Here is a 17,863-nt window from a genome sequence, read left to right as displayed (position 1 = left end):
CGGCATAGCTGAGCCAACGCCATGAACCATTTCGACTACCGCAACGGCGTGCTGCACGCCGAGGAGGTGAACCTGTCCGAGCTGGCCGCGACAATCGGCACGCCGTTCTATTGCTATTCGACCGCGACGCTGGAGCGCCACTACCGCGTCTTCGCTGAAGCCTTTGCCGGCGAGAAGGTGCTGGTCTGCTACGCCATGAAGGCGAACTCCAACCAGTCGGTGCTGCGCACACTCGCCAAGCTCGGCGCCGGCGCCGACGTGGTCTCAGGAGGTGAATTGAAGCGTGCGCAGGCCGCCGGCATCCCCAGCAGCAAGATCGTGTTTTCCGGCGTCGGCAAGACGGAAGACGAGCTGCGCGCCGCTCTCGCTGCCGACATCCTCTGCCTCAACGTCGAATCCGAGCCCGAGCTCGAATTGCTGTCGCGCCTTGCAACCGAGATGGGCAAGACCGCGCGCATCTCCATCCGCGTCAATCCTGACGTCGATGCCGGCACGCATGCCAAGATCTCGACCGGCAGGTCCGAGAACAAGTTCGGCATTCCGATCGTGCACGCGCGCGAGGTCTACGCCCGCGCCGCGAAGCTGCCCGGCATCGCGGTCACGGGCACCGACGTGCATATCGGCAGCCAGATCACCGACCTCTCCAAGATGGAGACGGCGTTCCGCATCCTCTCCGATTTCGTGCAGACCTTGCGCAGCGACGGCCACAACATCTCCCATGTCGATTTCGGCGGCGGCCTCGGCATTCCCTATTACATGGACCGTGAGGCGCCGCCGGCGCCCGATGCCTACGCCGCCATGGTCAAGCGGGTCAGTCACAATCTCGGCTGCACGCTGATGTTCGAGCCGGGCCGCATGATCGTCGGCAATGCCGGCATCCTGGTCGCCAAGGTCATCTATGTGAAGCAGGGCGACGGCAAGAACTTCGTCATCATCGACGCCGCCATGAACGACCTGATCCGTCCGACGCTGTACGAGGCGCATCACGACATCGTGCCGGTGACGCAGCCGGCCATGGGTGCGGCGACCATCGTGGCCGACGTCGTCGGCCCGGTCTGCGAGACCGGCGACTATCTCGCGCTCGACCGCACGCTGGCAATGCCGAAGCCGGGCGATCTCATCGCCATCATGACCGCAGGCGCCTACGGCGCCGTGCAGGCCGGTACCTACAACTCGCGGCCGCTGGTGCCGGAGGTGCTGGTCAAGGGCGATCAATATGCGGTGGTCCGCCCGCGCATCGAGGTCGAGCAGCTGATAGCGATGGATAAGCCAGCGCCGTGGCTGTGAGGGCGCCGGCGAGCTCAAGCTCGCCGACGCAGCGTATGTGTTACGGCCCGTATTTCGGAGCCGGCTTCTGATTGAAGTCGGTCTCGTCGGCGACGCAGGTGAAGTTCGCTGCGTTATTCGTGTCGCCGCTGCCGTTGTACTTCGCGACTTTCGGGAAGACGCAGAGCGGCCGCGTCATTTGCACCGCCGGCGGCGTATCGGCCACGTATTTCGTGGCGAGGATCGTCTCCGGCGCCGTGCCACCCTCGACCCATTTGACCAGCGGCATCAGCGCATCGAACGAGTTGGGGCCGGGGCCGCCGGAGCAGTGGTACATGCCGGGCACCATGAACAGACGCGCATAGCTTTGGGTCCGCTGCAGCGCAGGATTGCCGCCGAAGAAGCCGACCGGCTGGGCGCCTTGCTGAGATCCTGGACCCTCATTTCCGACCAGAGCCAGGAAGTAGTTGATGCTGCTCTGTGACGGGATCAGCGGGTCGGCCCAGCCGTGGTACATCAAGAGCTTGCCGCCATGGGCACGGAAGTCGCCGAGATCGGTGCTGGTCGCGTTCAGCACCGCGGCGAGCTGATCGTCGACCTTGTCGATGTCGCGGTGGAAATCGAAATTGGCAAAGTTGGTCGTGCTTCCCGGATAGCCGAAGCTCGGCCCGAACACCCAGTAGAACAGGCCGTCGAAGGCCGGCTCCGGCAGTTGCTCCTGGAACGCGAGGCCAAGCGCGAGGATGTCGTCGGTCTCGTTGCCGCGCTCGGAGCCCGGATTGACGAGCTGTCCGTTCACCGGATCGAGCGTGCCGGCGTAATAGCGCTGCATGGTCGTGACCTGATCGGAGGTCAGGCACGCCGGCGGCGCGTTGCCGCCGGTGCAGAGCAGGACCTTCGGATCGAAGTGACAATCGCGCGGATCGGTCAGGAACTGATCGGTCTTGGCGCCGCCGTCCTGTCCGACGCATTGCTTGAGCACAGCCTGGTTGATCAGCGTCATCTGGCCGGGCTGGATGAGCCGGCCGGGGCTCGCATGCGCGTTCTGCCAGCCATAGAGTCCGGCCATATGCAGGTGGGTGCGATTGAAGGCGGGAGCGCCGGCGAGGATGCCGTCATAATCGTTGGGGAAGCGCTGCGCCTCCATCAGGGCGTTCTGGCCGCCGGTGGAGCAGCCGGCGAAATAGGCGCGCTGCGATCGATGGCCGTAGAACGCGCTGGCGATCTCCTTGCCGCGCTCGGTCATCAAATGGATCGCGCGGTAGCCGAAATCCTTGATCCGCTCGGGATGTCCGAACAGGCCGGTCGACGGCGCCGTCGGATCGCCGAACTCCGCGGCGAGTTGGTTGCCCATGTTGCCGGCCGAGCCGCAGAACAGCGGATTGCATCCGGACGATCCCGTGCCGAGATCGCTGTTGGTCGAAGCAAAGCCGGCCTGGATGCCGATGGCGAGCTCGTTGTAGGTGATCAAGCCCTGGAAACCGCCGCCGCCGGTGCCGAGGAACCTGCCGTTCCACTTCGTTTCAGGCAGCCAGACCTCGATCTTGATCGCGGAGTCCGAGCTGGGAATCAGGGTTGCGGTGACGCGGCAGAACGCGGGAAGGCCGGTGATCGCGCTTCCACCGGGCGGGACGAAGGTGCCCGTCGTGTTGTCGTCAGCCGAATTGATCACCGTGTGCTGGAATTGCAGAGATCGAAGATTGGTGCACGCCGTCGCCATGGCGGGCGAGGTGCCGAGTGCGACACAGGCAAACAGGGCCGTGGTCGCACCGACAAGTAAGTGTCGATGACGCTTCATTCCGTCCTCCCTGATTTTTTTGTAGTCGTAGAGAGGACAGGATAGCCTACATCAAATACAACTCAAGGATGAAGCATCGTGTCGCGAGATGATTGATGTTCTCGCGCGCCGGTTGCGAGATGCAGGTGGTGGTGAGGTGCGATGCGGCCTCAACAAACGAGGTGTCGTCCCGGCGAACGCCGTGACCCATAACCCCAGGACAAAGTGTGGGGCAAAGCTCCCCACTCCGAGTCGTCGCCAAAGATCTCCCGGTGGGTATGGGTCGCGGATCTGCGCTTCGCTTGTCCGGGACGACCGCGGAGAAGGCGGCGCTACTTCCCCGCCAAGCCACCGCCCTTGCCGCCGACCACGACTCCGGCCTTCTTCTCGATCGGCTTGATTGCCGCGGTGAAATCGGACTCGGCGCCTTCCGCTGCTATCACGGTCTCCCAGAGACGTCCGACCGCGTCCGCGACCTCCATCGACAGGCCGAGCTGCTTCATCTCCTCCAGCGCCAGCCGCACGTCCTTCACCATCAAGCCGGTCGCGAAGCCGAAGTCGAAGCTGCGCGGCAGCACCGAGCGCGGAAACTTGTCGCGGCTCGCGGTGTTCATGCCCGAGCCCGCATTGATGACGTCGATCATCACGGCGGGATCGAGTCCGGCCTTCACGCCCATCACCACGGCTTCCGACGTCGCCACGATGGCGGTGGCCGAGAGGAAATTGTTGGCGAGCTTCATGGTCTGCGCAGCGCCCGGCTTCTCGCCGATGAAGAACACCTTTCCGATCACGTCGAGAACAGGCTTGAGCAGCTCGAACTCCGCCTTCGGCCCTGAGACCATCACCGCCAGCGTACCCTTCTCGGCGCCGCCGACGCCGCCCGACACCGGGCAGTCGATCTGCACGATGTTGCGTTGTGCGAGCAGGCCGTGAATCTTCGCAGCCATCGCCGAGCCGATCGTCGAGAGGTCGATGAAGCGTTTGATTCGGCTGCCCTCGATCACGCCGTTCGCCCCCGTGGCTACCGCGAGCGAAGCTTTTAGCGACGGCAGGCTCGCCATGACCGTCTCGACCTTGTCGGCGACATCCTTTGGCGACGTCGCAGCGGTCGCCCCGCGTGCGACCAGCTTGTCGACGGCCTCCTTGCGAGTGTCGAACACGACGAGCTTGTGGCCGGCCTCGATCAGCCGCCGCGCCATCGGGAAGCCCATGTTGCCGAGGCCGATGAATCCAATGTCCATGGTGTTTCCTTTGTTTGTTGTTTGTTGATCGGCGCCACGCACCCTCGGTGTCGTCCTGGCGGAAAGCCAGGACCTATTACCCCGGGGAGGAGCCGTTGAGCGCGGTGGTCACCAGCAGCCTTCGCATCACATCTGTCGGTGGTTATGGGTCCTGGCTTTCGCCAGGACGACGAGGGAGGCAGGTTGCCTCTCTCACTCGTGCTCCCTCACGCCTTCCCATCGATCTCCGCGAACACCTCGCGCGCGATGCGGAAGCTGTCGACGGCGGCCGGCATGCCGCCATAGATCGCGACCTGCATCAGGATCTCGCGGATCTCGTCACGGGTGACGCCGTTGGTGAGCGCGCCTTTCAGATGCGCACGGAATTCGTGCTGGCGGTTGAGGATCGCGATCATCGCGATGTTGAGCATGCTGCGGGTCTTGCGCGGCAGCTCCTCGCGGCCCCACACCGTGCCCCAGCAATATTCGTTGAGCATCTCCTGAAACGGACGGTTGAAGTCGTCGACGTTCTTGAGTGCATTGTTGACATAAGCCTCGCCCAGCACCGCTTTGCGGACTTCCAGGCCCTTGTCGTGCATCTTCTTGTCCATGGCGTTTCCTCTATTCCCCTTGGGTATTCATCTCGGGATTGGCGCCGCGGAAATTACGGGGTTGCCCATCGCCAGTCACGTCCTCGTGTTATGCGGGAAAAGGGGTGTCTCCCGTACAGGAACGGATGCCTCAGTGCTGCCGTTGTGGTACGCTTCGCTCTACCGGGCAACCTGGAGAGTTGATTGAACGGCGTCACCCCCGACCCGTCAGACCCGATCCGTGATGGCGATGCTCTGTCGCGGCTGAAGCTGGCGCAGGCCCTCGAGCGGTCCACTTATGCCATCGCGTGGGAGCGTGCCTGGCCGGGCTTGGCGCGTGTTCTTACCGTTGCGGGCCTGTTTCTGGTGGTGTCCTGGGCCGGTCTCTGGCTGGCGCTGCCCTCTGTCGCCCGCGCCATTGGTCTCGTGATTTTCGCAGGATTAGCGGCTGCGGCCCTGTTCCCGCTGATTCGGTTTCGCTGGCCGAGCCGAGAAGAGGCGCTCGCCCGGCTCGACCGCGGTTCGGGCATTCGCCACCGTCCTGCCACCACGCTGACGGACACGCTGACCTCGCAGGATCCGGTTGCGCTGGCGCTCTGGCAGGCGCAGCGCGAGCGTACGTTGGCCTCGCTCAAGCGCATCCGCGCCGGATTGCCGCACCCGCGCCTCGCCATCCACGATCCCTGGGCGTTGCGTGCGCTGGTGATGGTGATGCTGGTCGCGACCTTCTTTGCCGCGGGCGACGAGCGCGCGATGCGGCTCGGCGCGGCGTTCGACTGGAATGGTGTGCTGGCGCCGACCAATATCCGCGTCGACGCCTGGGTCACGCCACCGCTCTACACCGGAAAGCCGCCGGTGATCCTGTCGGCCGCCAACAAGGAGGCCGCAGCCCTTCCGGCCTCGGGCCCGCTTGCCGTTCCCGCCGGCTCGACCCTGATCGTGCGCTCGTCCGGCGGCAGCCTGGATGTCGTGGTCTCCGGTGGCCTCAAGGAGGCCGAGCCCAAGGAAGCTGCGCCCAAGGGTACCAACGAAAAGCATTTCACCATCACCGGCGACGGCACCGCGCATGTCCGGGCGCCCTCGGGTCAGCCGCAATGGGCCTTTGCGGCGACGCCGGACCGCCCGCCGACGATCGCGCTCGCCAAGGATCCGGAGCGCCAGGCGCGCGGCGCACTTCAGCTCGTCTACAAGATGGAGGACGATTACGGCGTCACCGGCGCCGAGGCGCAAGTCGCCGCGCGCACCAATGAAGCCGGCAAGGGCAGCGACGGCAAGACGGCCGCGCGACCGCTGTTCCAGCCGCCGCAATTTCCTCTGGTGCTGCCCAATGCGCGCACCCGTAACGGTGTCGGTCAGACGGTGAAGGATCTCAGCGAGGATCCTTACGCCGGTGCCGATGTCACGTTGACGCTCACGGCCAAGGACGAGGCCGGCAACGAGGCGCGAAGCGAGCCGTTCAACATGCGTTTGCCCGAGCGGCTCTTCACCAAGCCGCTCGCGCGCGCGTTGATCGAGCAGCGCCGCATCCTCGCGCTCGACGCCAACAAGAATTCCGACGTCTACACCGCGCTCGACGCGCTGATGATCGCGCCCGAACTGTTCACGCAGGAGATCGGGCAATATCTCGGCCTCTACAGCGTCACCCGGCAGCTTGAGGCGGCGCGCACCGATGATGCGCTGCGCGAGGTCGTGGCGAGCCTGTGGGCGCTCGCGGTGACGATCGAGGACGGCAACATCTCCGACGTCGAAAAGGCGCTCCGCGCAGCGCAGGACGCGCTGAAGCAGGCGCTCGACCGCGGCGCCAGCGACGAGGAGATCAAGAAGCTCACGCAGGATCTGCGGGCGGCGCTGGACAATTTCATGCGCCAGCTTGCCGAGCAGTTCCGCAACAACAAGGATGCGCAAAATCTCGCGCGTCCGCTCGATCCCAACACCAAGATCCTGCGCCAGCAGGACCTGCAGAACATGATCGACCGCATGGAGCGCTTGTCGCGCTCGGGCGACAAGGATGCGGCCAAGCAGCTGCTCGACCAGCTCCAGCAGATGCTGGAGGGCCTCCAGATGGCGCAGCCGGGACAATCCGGCGAGAGCGACATGGAGCAGGCGCTCAACGAGCTCGGCGACATGATCCGCAAGCAGCAGCAATTGCGGGACAAGACCTACAAGCAGGGCCAGGATTCCCGGCGCGATCGGATGCGCGGCAAGCAGCAGCAGGGCGACCAGTCGATGTCGGACCTGCAGCAGGACCAGCAGGCGCTGCGCGATCGACTGAAGAAGCTCCAGGACGAAATGGCCAAGCGCGGCCTCTCGCAGAAGGGCCAGAAAGGCCAACAGGGACAAAAGGGCCAGGAAGGCCAGCAAGGCGATCAGGCGCAGTCCGGCCAGGACGGCGATCAGGATGCCGACCAGGGCGATGATGATGGCGGGCTCGATTCCGCCGACAATGCCATGGGTGATGCGGGCTCGAAGCTCGGCGAAGGCAATGCCGACGGCGCGGTGGATTCCCAGGGCAAGGCCCTGGAGGCGATGCGCAAGGGTGCGCAGAAGATGGCCGAGGCGATGCAGCAGGGTGACGGCGATGGCCAGGGCGACGGTCCCGGCAACCGTGCCGGTCGCCAGCAGAGCGGCGGCAACCAGACCGACCCGCTCGGCCGTCCGTTGCGTGGCCACGAATTCGGCGACGATTACACGGTCAGGATCCCCGGCGAGATCGACGTCCAGCGCGTCCGCCGCATTCTGGAAGAACTCCGCCGCCGCCTCAGCGACCCCTCGCGTCCGCAGATCGAGCTCGATTATATCGAGCGGCTGCTGAAGGATTTTTGAGTGGCGAAGTCGTTACGCAAGTTACAACTGGCTTGCACCTCTCACCACAATCTCGCTGTCATCGCCCGACTTGATCGGGCGATCCAGTATTCCAGAGTCAGTTGTGATTGAATCGAGAGGCCGCGGCGTACTGGATGCCCCGCCTGCCGCCTTCGCTAAAGCTTCGGCGCCCCTGGACCGCAACCTCGGCGAAGCCTTGGCGTAGCCGGGTCGCGGGGCATGACGTCAGAATGTGTGGCGACACCCTCGCGTCATCCCTTCTTCGCCGCAAGCGCATCCGCCACCGCCGTGCGGATATCCGCGACCGAGAACGGCTTGGTCACGACGTCATGCACCAGCGCGTTCAAATTCGACGCGCGCTCGCGCTGGTCGGCAAAGCCGGTCATCAAGAGAATGGTCAGGTCGGGAAAGTCGCGCGCAGCGGAAAGCGCCAGCGCAATGCCGTCCATGACGGGCATCTGGATATCGGTGAGCAACAGATCGAACGCGCCGTCCTCGCGGGTCAGGATCTCCAGCGCCTCGGCACCGTCCTGGGCGGTGACGGTCTCGTGGCCGTCCATGGCGATGGCGCGCGCCACCAGCTGGCGCATCGAATCCTCGTCGTCGGCGATCAACACTTTTGGCATGAGACGATCCTTGGGACGATTCCTGCGACGAATCCTCCCGTGCGGGACGTTTGCAGGCTGATTATACGCTGCCGCCGGCGATGTCGCGCCTGTTGAAGAAGCGAACGTCGATATTGCGGCCCTCCGGAGGCGGCGAGGCCAGGCGCGAGCGGAAGAAGGCGCGCTCGCCGGGTTGCAGCACGGTCTGCTCCAGCACCGAATTCCAGGCGTAGATCTCGGCGCCCTGCGCGTCGCGTACGGCGAAGCGGAGCCTGGGAATATCGAGCGGCTTCTTGCCCTGGCCGACGATCACGCCCTCGATCACCAGCACCTGCTTACCGTCCACGGTCTCGGTCGAGAGCTTGACGTCCTTGAAGGCGAGCCCGCGCAGGTTCACTTCCAGCCCGACGAGTCTGTAGAAAGCCGCGGTCTGCGGCAGCAGGCGGACCATGTCGCCGCGCCAGATCACCAATGCCATCACCAGCGCGCCCATGGCGGCGCAGGTGATCGGCAAGCCGTAGTAAGATTTGCGCGGGGCGACCGCGGGCTGCGGCCGGCTCACCCTGGCTCCGCGACGGCTGAACAGGCCGCTGAACCAGGATTGGTGCCGGGCGCCGACGACTTCCTCTTCCGCGGCCCGGGCCGCAGCCGACCACTCGTCCTCGGCCTCCGCGGCATCCTCGGTCGGCCAGTCGCTGGCGATCGAGGGACTGTCGACCACCGGCGTCTCGGTGGCGCTATCGTCATTGGCGTAGCTGTTCCACTGCTCCGCGAGGTCGGACTGGTCGTCGGCCTGGCTGGCTGCGGCCATGGCCGGCACGGCGGCCTCCTCGATGGCGTCCTCGGGATGGGCGATCCAGGTCTTCTTGCAGCGGGAGCAGCGGACCGTCCGCCCATTGGCCCCAAGGCTCGCAAGCTTGATGGCGTAGGATGTCATACAATGGGGGCAGACGATATGCATGGACGGCCTCGACGATGACCTCCTCGTGGGGAACCCGATGCTAAAGGTTCTCTCGAGAAGGGACTTCTAAGGATGCTGCCGGGGATGCTACAGGGCGACCGTTAACGAACCGGAAACCATAACGGTCGCACAACCCCTCGATCGCATGCGGCGAAGCCTCGCTGGCGATGCGGCCTCGAGTCCCCTCGAACGGAGCTGAGCTTTGGTTCGGTTCGAAAATGTCGGATTGCGTTACGGTCTGGGGCCGGAGATCCTGCGCGACCTCAGTTTCCAGATCCCGGCGCATTCCTTTCAGTTCCTCACCGGCCCGTCCGGCGCCGGCAAGACGTCGCTGCTGCGCCTGTTGTTCCTGTCGCACCGACCGACGCGAGGCCTCGTCAATCTGTTCGGCCACGACATCTCCCAGCTTGGCAAGGACGAGATCGCCGATCTGCGCAAGCGCATCGGCATCGTGCTGCAGGATTTCCGCCTGCTCGATCATATGACGACATATGAGAACGTGGCGCTGCCGTTCCGCGTCATGGGCCGCAGCGAATCCAGCTACCGCAAGGAGGTCATCGACCTCTTGCGCTGGGTTGGCCTTGGCGACCGCATGGATGCGCTGCCGCCCATCCTGTCGGGCGGCGAGAAGCAGCGCGCGGCGATCGCGCGCGCGGTGATCTCGCGGCCGCAGCTCCTGCTCGCGGACGAGCCGACCGGCAGCGTCGATCCGACGCTCGGGCGACGCTTGTTGCGGCTCTTCATCGAGCTCAACAAGTCAGGCACCGCCGTCATCATCGCCACCCACGACATCGCGCTGATGGACCAGTACGAAGCCCGCCGCTTCGTGCTGCATCAGGGCCGGCTGCACGTCTATGAGTAGGACCGACGAGCGCGGCGTGCTGGTCGACCTCGGACAGGAGCGTCCGCCGCTGCCGGCCAGGGCGCGCAATTTGTCGCCGATCGTGCCGCGCGCCTCGATCCACGGCCGCGCGCTGGTCGCCGTCGTCGCCATCATGACCTTCCTGGCCTCGATGACGACCGGCACGGTGCTTTTGGTGAGCGCCTCGGCCGCGGAATGGCAGTCGGATGTCGCGAGCGAAATCACCATCCAGGTCCGCCCGCAATCCGGACGCGACATCGAGCGCGACACGGTCGCCGTCACCGAGGCGATGCGCGCGCAAACGGGTATTGTCGAGGTCAAGCCCTTTACCAAGGAGGAGAGCGGCAAGCTGCTCGAGCCCTGGCTCGGCACCGGCCTCTCGATGGACGATTTGCCGGTGCCGCGCATGATCATCGCGCGCGTGCAGCCGGGCACCGCGCTCGACCTCGCCGCGCTGCGCGCCCGCGTGACGCAGGTGGCGCCGAGCGCCAGCGTCGACGATCACCGCGCCTGGATCGAACGGATGCGCTCGATGACCAACGCCACCGTGTTTGCCGGCATCGGCATTCTCGCGCTCGTCATCGTCGCGACCATCATCTCGGTCTCGTTCGCGACCCGCGGTGCGATGGCCGCGAACCGCCCGATCGTCGAAGTGCTGCATTTCGTCGGCGCCGGCGACCGCTACATCGCCAATCATTTCCTGCGGCATTTCCTCCGGCTCGGTCTCGAAGGCGGCGTCATCGGCGGCGGCGTCGCCATGCTGCTGTTTGGTTTCTCCGAGTCGATCGCCGGCTGGTTCTCCGGCACCCCGGTCGGCGATCAGTTCGCGGCGCTGCTCGGCACTTTCTCGCTTCGGCCTTCGGGCTATGTCGTGCTCGCGGTGCAGGCCGTCCTGATCGGCGCAATCACCGCGGTCGCCTCGCGCCAAACCCTGTTCGCGACGCTGAATGACGTGGATTGACGTTTGTTGTCTTCCCTTCTCCCCTTGTGGGAGAAGGTGGCGCGAAGCGCCGGATGAGGGGTTCTTTCCCCTCGCACGATTATTCGTGAGGATAGAGACCCCTCACCCGGCTTCGCTTCGCGAAGCCACCCTCTCCCACAAGGGGTCCCACAAGGAGAGAGGGTGAAGAAACCGGACTCCACTTCGCCTCAAAACGTCTTAAAATCATCCGGGGAAGGGATCACCGACATCACATGACCTCGCCGACCGACGACCGATCGCCGAAACTGCCGCGCGGCTGGCTCCGTGCGACCGTGGTGTCGACGATCGCGTTCGTCTTTGTCGGCGCGGCGGCAGGCTTCATCGCCTTCCTGTCGCAATTGCGCGGCGCGGAGGTCGCACCGGATCGCAAGGCTGACGGCATCGTGGTCCTCACCGGCGGCTCCTCGCGGGTCTCGGACGCGATGGAGCTGCTCGCGGCCGGCTACGGCAAGCGGCTCCTGATCTCGGGCGTGCACCCGACCTCGACGGCGAACGATATCTCCCGCACGCTGCCGGAGAACCAGTCCTTCATGACCTGCTGCGTCGATCTCGACCGCACCGCGCTCACGACCCGCGGCAACGCGGCGGAGGCGCGGCGCTGGGCCGAGGGGCGCGGCTTCAAATCGCTGATCGTGGTCACCTCGAACTATCACATGCCGCGCGCGCTCGTGGAATTCTCGCATGCGATGCCGGAGACGACGCTGGTTCCTTTCGCGGTGGTCGGTGACAAATGGCGCGAGGAGCCGTGGTGGACCTCGGCCTCGACCCTGCGGCTGCTGTTGTCCGAATATGTCAAGTACATCGCCGCCGAGGTGAGGGTGCGGCTGGAGGATTTCGGGATTGACCTTTCGCCCGAGATGTCGGAGCAGCCTCTTGGCCTGCAATCCAGGCGGCCCGCCACCGCACAGGCCAATTGATCGGATTCTTGATGTTCCTGATTTTCCTGCGCTCGCTGCTGTTCAACGTGCTGTTCTACGCCGTGCTGGTGTGCCTTGCGATCGTGGCGCTGCCGACCTTCGCGTTGCCGCCGCGCGCCATGCTGACGGTTGCGCAATGGTGGGCGAAGGCGACGCTGTTCCTGATGCGCGTGGTCTGCAACATCAAGGTCGAATTCCGTGGGCTGGAGAAGATTCCGCAAGGGCCGCTGGTAATCGTCGCCAAGCACCAGTCGTTCTGGGAGACCTTCGTGCTGCCGGGCTTCTTTCATCGCCCGATCTTCATCCTCAAGCGCCAGCTGATGCAGATCCCGGTGTTCGGTCAGTTCCTGGTCAAGACAGGGATGATCGCGATCGACCGCAAGGCCGGCGTGAAGGCGTTGCTCGACATGACGCGGCGCGCGCGCGAGGCGGTGCGCGGCGGCGGCCAGCTCGTCATCTTTCCCGAAGGCACCCGCCGCGCGCCAGGGGCGCCGCCGGATTACAAGACCGGCTTTGCGCAGATCTATTCATCCTGCGGCGTGCAATGCCTGCCGATCGCGCTCAACTCCGGCCTGTTCTGGCCGCGCCGCACCTTCATGCGCTATCCCGGTACGCTGGTGGTGGAGTTTCTCGATCCGCTGCCGCCGGGCCTGCCCAAGGATGAGTTTCTGTCGCGCGTGCAAACCGTGATCGAGGATGCGACCGGCCGCCTTGTCGAAGCCGGTCGGAAAGAGCAGGAGCAGTCGATCGGCAGCGCGCCGAGCTATGCTCCGTCGGGGAGCTAATATTTTTTGTTGAATCGATGTAGTCCGCGGGGCTCGGAACACCTCTCCCGTAGGGAGAGGTCGGATCGCATCGTAGATGCGGTCCGGGTGAGGGGATCTGGTCTCATTGGGTGCCGCGCCCCTCACCCGGATTGCTCAGGCGCGCGATGGCGCGCCAAAGCAATCCGACCTCTCCCCGTCGGGGAGAGGTGGTCACCGACGCCGATCGAACGTGACGCGATCTCGCTTCAGCGGCTATCCCGGTTTTCGTCGGGAGCCGACGCGTGCGATGAATGCGCCTCGCCGTGCAGCATGATTGCGAGCTGATGCAATTGCGTGTCGCGAAAGCCTTCGGCTTCGATCGCCTTCACGGTCGCCGTGACATAGTCGCGATTGGCGCCGGACTGGCCGTGGCCCTGGAGCACGTGGCGGTGCTGCTCGGCAAGCGACAGCCGGCCGGCATATTGCACATGGCCGCGGTCGACGACATAGGCGAGCGCCGAGACACGCTCGCGCGCTTCGTTCTCCAGCCAGACCGAGCGCATCACCTCGCGATAGACCGATGTCACCTGCTCGCGCGCGCGCAAATAGGCGACGACGTCGGCGCGGTTCTTTTCGGCGACACGGAAGGCGATGCCGCGGCAGGCGCCGCCGCGGTCGAGCCCCAGCACCAGGCCCGGCTGCTCCGGCGTGCCGCGATGCACGAAGGAATAGACGCAGAGCGCGCGGTGCTCGCCGACCAGCCGCGCCGGAATGCGCTCCTCGAATTCGAAGCCCGGCCGCCACATCAGCGAGCCATAGCCGAACACCCAGAGGTCGCCCTTGGCTGATGTGATGGTGGGAAGGGTGATTTCGGACATTTCGGGCACGGCTACCAGAACCACGCGTCCAAGCGAAGCGAATTCTCCGCCTTTTGTCAGAGCCCAGCCTCGCTTACATTTGACAAAATCTCGGGCCAAAGGGTCGCCGCATGTCCGATATGACCATTGCCGCAGGCCGGCGCTCCCGTTGGGGGCTCTTCATTGCCCCCGTCCTCCTCCTGATCCTCGCGGTCGCCTGGAGCGGCTTCTGGTTCTATGCGGCCTCGCAGGCCGGGACCGCCGTCGATGCCTGGCGCGCGCAGGAGGCCAAGGCCGGCCGCATCTATGATTGCGCCAAGCGCTCGATCGCGGGCTTCCCGTTCCGCTTCGAGGTCCGGTGCTCCGGCGCCAGCGTCGCTCTGGTCTCGCAGAATGCGAGCAAGACGCCGTTCACGGCCAAGCTCGACAACATCCTGGTCGTCGGGCAGATCTACGATCCCAAGCACGTCATTGCGGAATTCACGGCGCCCGCCACGCTGGTCGACGGCGTGACGCAAAACACCTTCGTGGTGAACTGGAGCAAGGGCCGCAGCAGCGTGATTGGCTTGCCGGCGATCCCGGAGCGCGCCTCCATCGTGTTCGACGATCCCAGCCTCAACAGGCTCGATGGCTCCGTGCAGGTGCCGCTTGCGCGCGCCAGGCAGATCGAGCTGCACGGGCGTCTCGCCGATGGATCGACGTCGGCTCATCCTGTGATCGAGACCGTGCTCCAGGTCTCGCAGGGCAGCATCCAGGGTGTTCATCCCTTGCTCGCCGAGCCGTTCGAAGCGGACACGCGCGCCAAGATCACGGGCCTCTCCGATCTCACGCCAAAGCCCTGGCCGCAGCGCTTCCGTGAGATCCAGGCCGCCGGCGGTCATATCGAGATCGTGCAGTCGCGCATCCAGCAAGGCGAGATGATCGCGGTCGCGGCCGGCACGCTGGGCCTCTCGGCCAATGGCCGACTGGACGGCGAATTGCAGATGACCGTGACCGGCCTCGAACGTGTCATCCCGGCGCTCGGCATCGAAAAGATGCTGGAGGAGGGCGTGCCCCAGGCAACCCTCGACCGCGTCGCGCCCGGCGTGAAGTCGCAGGATCTCAACAATCTCTTCGGCGCGCTCGACCGTGCCGTTCCCGGCCTCGGCAAGGTCATCAAGCAGAACGCCAATGCCGGCGTTGCCGCCGGCATCAACGCGATCGGCACCGAGAGCACGCTCGAAGGCAAGAAGGCGCGCAGCTTCCCGCTGAAATTCGTCGACGGCGCCGTGCTGCTCGGCCCGTTCAAGGTCGGCCAGATCCCGCCGCTGTTCTGATCGGCTTCTAGCCCTGCTTCTTGCCGAGCTGCCCGTGCTGGCGGCCGAAGTCGGCGGCGGCCGAATCCTGGCCGATCTCGACGATGCCGCGGCGGATGGCGCGGGTGCGGGTGAAATGGTCGAACAGCGCCTCGCCGTCGCCGCGGCGGATCGCGCGAGTGAGTTTTGCAAGATCCTCGGTGAAGGTGCCGAGCATCTCCAGCACCGCGTCCTTGTTGGCGAGGAAGACGTCGCGCCACATCGTCGGATCGGAGGCGGCGATGCGGGTGAAGTCGCGGAAGCCGCCGGCCGAGAATTTGATCACCTCGGACTCCGTCACTTGCGCCAGCTCGTCGGCGGTGCCGACGATGGTGTAGGCGATCAGATGCGGCAGATGGCTGGTGATGGCGAGCACGAGATCATGATGATCCGGCGTCATCACCTCGACCTTGGCGCCCATCGCCGCCCAGAAGGCGCGCAGATGCGCGGTGGCATCAGTGTCGGTGCCTTCAGGCGGCGTCAGGATGCACCAGCGGTTGATGAAGAGCTCGGCGAAGCCGGAATCCGGACCCGAATGCTCGGTGCCCGCCACCGGGTGCGCCGGCACGAAATGAACATCCTTCGGCAGATGCGGCGCCATGTCCTTGACGACAGCGCCCTTGACCGAGCCGACGTCGGAGATGATTGCGCCGGGCTTCAGATGCGCCGATATCTCCTGCGCCACCGGCCCGCAGGCGCCGACGGGTATGCAGAGGATGACGAGATCGGCATCCTTCACCGCTTCCGCATTGGTCGCCACGACTTCGTCGACGATGCCGAGCTCGAGCACCCGCGCACGCGTCTTCTCCGAGCGCGCGGTGGTGACGATCTCGCCGGCCAGGCCTTGAAGCTTCGCAGCGCGCGCGATCGAGCCGCCGATCAGGCCGAAGCCGATCAGGGCGACGCGCTGGAAGTGCGGGTCCACGCTCATTTGCCGGCCATGAAGTCGCGCAAGGCGTCGACGACGAGGCGGTTGGCCTCCTCGGTGCCGATGGTCATGCGCAGCTGATGGTGCAGGCCATAGTTCTTCAGCGCGCGCAGCACGAGGCCACGCCTGGTGAGATAGGCATCGGCCGCATCGGACGTCTTGCCTTCTTGCGGAAAGTGGATCAGCACGAAATTGGCGACGCCGGGCGTCACCTTCAGCCCGAGCTTGGTGATCTCTTCACTGAGCCAGTTGCGCCAGGTCTCGGTGAACTGCTTCGACATCGCCTGATGCGCGGTGTCCTCGATCGCGGCGACCGCGGCATACATCGCCGGCGTCGACACGTTGAAGGGACCGCGGATGCGGTTGACCGCGTCGATGATGTGCTCGGGGCCGAACATCCAGCCGACGCGCAGCGCGGCGAGGCCGTGGATCTTGGAGAAGGTGTGCGTCACCACGGTATTCTCGGTGGTGGCGACCAGCTCGATCCCCATTTCATAGTCATTACGGGACACGTAGTCGCAATAGGCGGCATCCAGCACCAGCAGCACGTGCGAGGGCAGGCCCGCGCGCAGGCGCTTGACCTCGTCGAACGGGATATAGGTCCCGGTCGGGTTGTTGGGGTTGGCGAGCCAGACCAGCTTCGTCTTCGGCGTCACCGCTTTCAGGATCGCGTCGACGTCGCAGGTGAGGTTCTTCTCGGCCGCAACGACGTTCTTGGCGCCGACCGCCATGGTCGCGATCGGGTAGACCAGGAAGCCGTGCGTGGTCGAGATCGCCTCGTCGCCATGGCTGAGATAGGTGTGGGCGAGCAGATTGAGGATCTCGTCCGAGCCGGCGCCGCAGATGATGCGGTTTGGATCGAGGCCGTAGTGGCGGCCGATCGCCTCGCGCAGCACGCGCGAGGTTCCCTCAGGATAGTCTTCCAGATGATCCGCGACGTGCTTGAAGGCCTCGATCGCCTTGGGCGAGGGTCCGAACGGCGTCTCGTTGGCCGAGAGCTTGAACACCTTGCGGCCCGGCTCCGGCACCGGGGTCTTGCCGGGCGTATAGGGCGCAATATCGAGAATGCCGGGATTCGGCACGGGGCGGGACATCTTCAACTCCGAAAGTAGCTTAGGCGGTACGCGATTTACGATTTTGGCCCGGTCGGGGTCACCGTATAGCGCGTTGCGTGGCTGCCGACGAGGGCCGTGGAGCGCACCGAGGCTCCCGCCTCGATCAGGCCAGCCCTGATCTTGTCGATGCTGGTGTCTGACGTAACCGAAACCAGCAGCGCCGCGCCGTCAAAGGCGGTATCCGGCACCGCCACGATGTCGGCGAGCGGCGACAGCGCCCGCGCGACTTCGGCATTCCATCCGGATACGCGCACGCTGAAGGTCTCGACCTCCGTCACGACGGCGCTGTCGGCGACGCGCGAGATCGCGAACACGGGCAGCGACGCCGGATGGTCGGCGCGTTCGACGAAGGGCAGGCGCGCGATGATCTTCGGCGCGCCCATCGCTTCCAGCTCCAGCCACCACGGTGTGCGGCTGGAGGTCGCCGAGACCAGCGCGAGGTCGCCCTTGGATTTCGCCACCGCCTCGACCGCCGCCTGCGCGCTGAAATGCGCGACGTAAGGCACCGTGAAGCCGAAATGGAAGCGCACGGAATCGCGCATCGCCGGCTCGCTTGCCGAGATGTCGGCATGCACGGAGAACGGTGCCTGGACATAGGTGAAGGTCGAGATGATGACGCGCCAGATGCTCTCGACCGTGTCGAGCGGCAGAATGCCGCGATGACGCTGCACGATCTCGCGCATCATCGAGGCCTCGCGCGCGGGCCGGAACGCCGAGCCGACCTCCTGGGTCTGCTTCACCTGGATCAGGCGGTCGATGATGTCGCCGCGCTGCATCAACAGGCGATGCATGGCCTCGTCGATCGCGTCGATCTCCTTGCGCAATTCCTGGAGCGATGGTGGCGCGGGCGGACGTTGGGACATATCTGACTGGGCGGTTG

16 protein-coding genes are annotated in these 17,863 nt (G+C 65.3%); 7 read left to right on the top strand and 9 right to left on the bottom strand.

All coding sequences use genetic code 11. The features are described 5' to 3' along the window. Window positions 1-21 precede the first annotated feature (21 nt). Entirely contained in the window at window positions 22-1,287 is a 1,266-nt protein-coding gene (lysA, locus tag XH91_RS31345; RefSeq protein WP_128954180.1) for a diaminopimelate decarboxylase, read from the top strand. A gap of 40 nt (window positions 1,288-1,327) precedes the next feature. Here the strand turns inward: lysA and XH91_RS31340 are convergent, their stop codons facing one another. The 3 genes from XH91_RS31340 to XH91_RS31330 all read right to left on the bottom strand — a co-directional run bounded on the left by XH91_RS31340 (window position 1,328) and on the right by XH91_RS31330 (window position 4,874). Next, window positions 1,328-3,064 carry a tannase/feruloyl esterase family alpha/beta hydrolase gene (locus XH91_RS31340; RefSeq protein WP_128954179.1) on the bottom strand — a complete coding sequence of 579 codons (1,737 nt, stop codon included), beginning with the start codon at window positions 3,062-3,064 and terminating at the stop codon, window positions 1,328-1,330. 311 nt (window positions 3,065-3,375) lie between these two features. Continuing rightward, window positions 3,376-4,284, bottom strand: a complete 909-nt coding sequence (locus XH91_RS31335; RefSeq protein ID WP_128954178.1) for an NAD(P)-dependent oxidoreductase — start codon at window positions 4,282-4,284, stop codon at window positions 3,376-3,378. 206 nt (window positions 4,285-4,490) lie between these two features. Beyond that, window positions 4,491-4,874, bottom strand: coding sequence for a carboxymuconolactone decarboxylase family protein (locus XH91_RS31330; protein WP_008567285.1), 384 nt, complete (start codon window positions 4,872-4,874; stop codon window positions 4,491-4,493). Between the two features lie 183 nt (window positions 4,875-5,057). On the opposite strand from XH91_RS31330, the gene XH91_RS31325 reads away from it, so the two are divergent. Beyond that, window positions 5,058-7,676 (top strand): TIGR02302 family protein, encoded by a 2,619-nt coding sequence (locus XH91_RS31325; RefSeq protein ID WP_128954177.1) that lies wholly within the window; start codon window positions 5,058-5,060, stop codon window positions 7,674-7,676. Between the two features lie 251 nt (window positions 7,677-7,927). Here XH91_RS31325 and XH91_RS31320 read toward each other — a convergent pair whose 3' ends face one another. Both XH91_RS31320 and XH91_RS31315 read right to left on the bottom strand, forming a co-directional pair. Then, entirely contained in the window at window positions 7,928-8,302 is a 375-nt protein-coding gene (locus tag XH91_RS31320) for a response regulator (protein ID WP_128954176.1), read from the bottom strand. A gap of 61 nt (window positions 8,303-8,363) precedes the next feature. After that, window positions 8,364-9,242 carry an MJ0042-type zinc finger domain-containing protein gene (locus XH91_RS31315; protein ID WP_128954175.1) on the bottom strand — a complete coding sequence of 293 codons (879 nt, stop codon included), beginning with the start codon at window positions 9,240-9,242 and terminating at the stop codon, window positions 8,364-8,366. Between the two features lie 202 nt (window positions 9,243-9,444). Here XH91_RS31315 and ftsE point away from each other — a divergent pair, with 202 nt between their 5' ends. The 4 genes from ftsE to XH91_RS31295 all read left to right on the top strand — a co-directional run bounded on the left by ftsE (window position 9,445) and on the right by XH91_RS31295 (window position 12,788). Next, window positions 9,445-10,104: a cell division ATP-binding protein FtsE gene (gene ftsE, locus XH91_RS31310; protein ID WP_128954174.1), complete on the top strand. Its 660-nt coding sequence runs from the start codon at window positions 9,445-9,447 to the stop codon at window positions 10,102-10,104. After that, window positions 10,097-11,065, top strand: coding sequence for a cell division protein FtsX (locus XH91_RS31305; RefSeq protein WP_128954173.1), 969 nt, complete (start codon window positions 10,097-10,099; stop codon window positions 11,063-11,065). The genes ftsE and XH91_RS31305 overlap by 8 nt, the downstream gene beginning before the upstream one ends. Window positions 11,066-11,298: 233 nt before the next feature. Beyond that, the gene (locus tag XH91_RS31300) at window positions 11,299-12,003 is read left to right on the top strand and encodes a YdcF family protein (RefSeq protein WP_128954172.1); all 705 of its coding nucleotides are present in this window, start codon (window positions 11,299-11,301) and stop codon (window positions 12,001-12,003) included. An 11-nt stretch (window positions 12,004-12,014) separates the two neighbouring features. Further along, a complete protein-coding gene (locus XH91_RS31295; protein ID WP_128954171.1) occupies window positions 12,015-12,788 on the top strand; it encodes a lysophospholipid acyltransferase family protein in 774 nt (257 codons plus the stop codon). A 227-nt stretch (window positions 12,789-13,015) separates the two neighbouring features. Here XH91_RS31295 and XH91_RS31290 read toward each other — a convergent pair whose 3' ends face one another. Next, window positions 13,016-13,627, bottom strand: coding sequence for a gamma-glutamylcyclotransferase (locus tag XH91_RS31290; protein WP_164933515.1), 612 nt, complete (start codon window positions 13,625-13,627; stop codon window positions 13,016-13,018). A gap of 110 nt (window positions 13,628-13,737) precedes the next feature. On the opposite strand from XH91_RS31290, the gene XH91_RS31285 reads away from it, so the two are divergent. After that, entirely contained in the window at window positions 13,738-14,922 is a 1,185-nt protein-coding gene (locus XH91_RS31285; RefSeq protein WP_128954169.1) for a DUF2125 domain-containing protein, read from the top strand. Window positions 14,923-14,929: 7 nt separating this feature from the next. Here the strand turns inward: XH91_RS31285 and XH91_RS31280 are convergent, their stop codons facing one another. The 3 genes from XH91_RS31280 to XH91_RS31270 are packed head-to-tail and all read right to left on the bottom strand — an operon-like array spanning window position 14,930 to window position 17,846. Then, a complete protein-coding gene (locus XH91_RS31280) occupies window positions 14,930-15,871 on the bottom strand; it encodes a prephenate/arogenate dehydrogenase family protein (protein WP_128954168.1) in 942 nt (313 codons plus the stop codon). After that, the gene (hisC, locus tag XH91_RS31275) at window positions 15,868-16,962 is read right to left on the bottom strand and encodes a histidinol-phosphate transaminase (protein WP_128954167.1); all 1,095 of its coding nucleotides are present in this window, start codon (window positions 16,960-16,962) and stop codon (window positions 15,868-15,870) included. Before hisC ends, XH91_RS31280 begins: the two co-directional genes overlap by 4 nt. Window positions 16,963-16,997: 35 nt before the next feature. Further along, on the bottom strand, window positions 16,998-17,846 hold the full coding sequence (locus XH91_RS31270; RefSeq protein ID WP_128954166.1) for a chorismate mutase: 849 nt from the start codon (window positions 17,844-17,846) through the stop codon (window positions 16,998-17,000). Between the last annotated feature and the right edge of the window lie 17 nt (window positions 17,847-17,863).

This window comes from Bradyrhizobium guangzhouense (genome assembly GCF_004114955.1).
Lineage (GTDB): Bacteria > Pseudomonadota > Alphaproteobacteria > Rhizobiales > Xanthobacteraceae > Bradyrhizobium > Bradyrhizobium guangzhouense.
The sequence above is the reverse complement of the archived record's forward strand: the minus strand, read 5'-3'. Positions and strand labels throughout refer to the sequence as shown.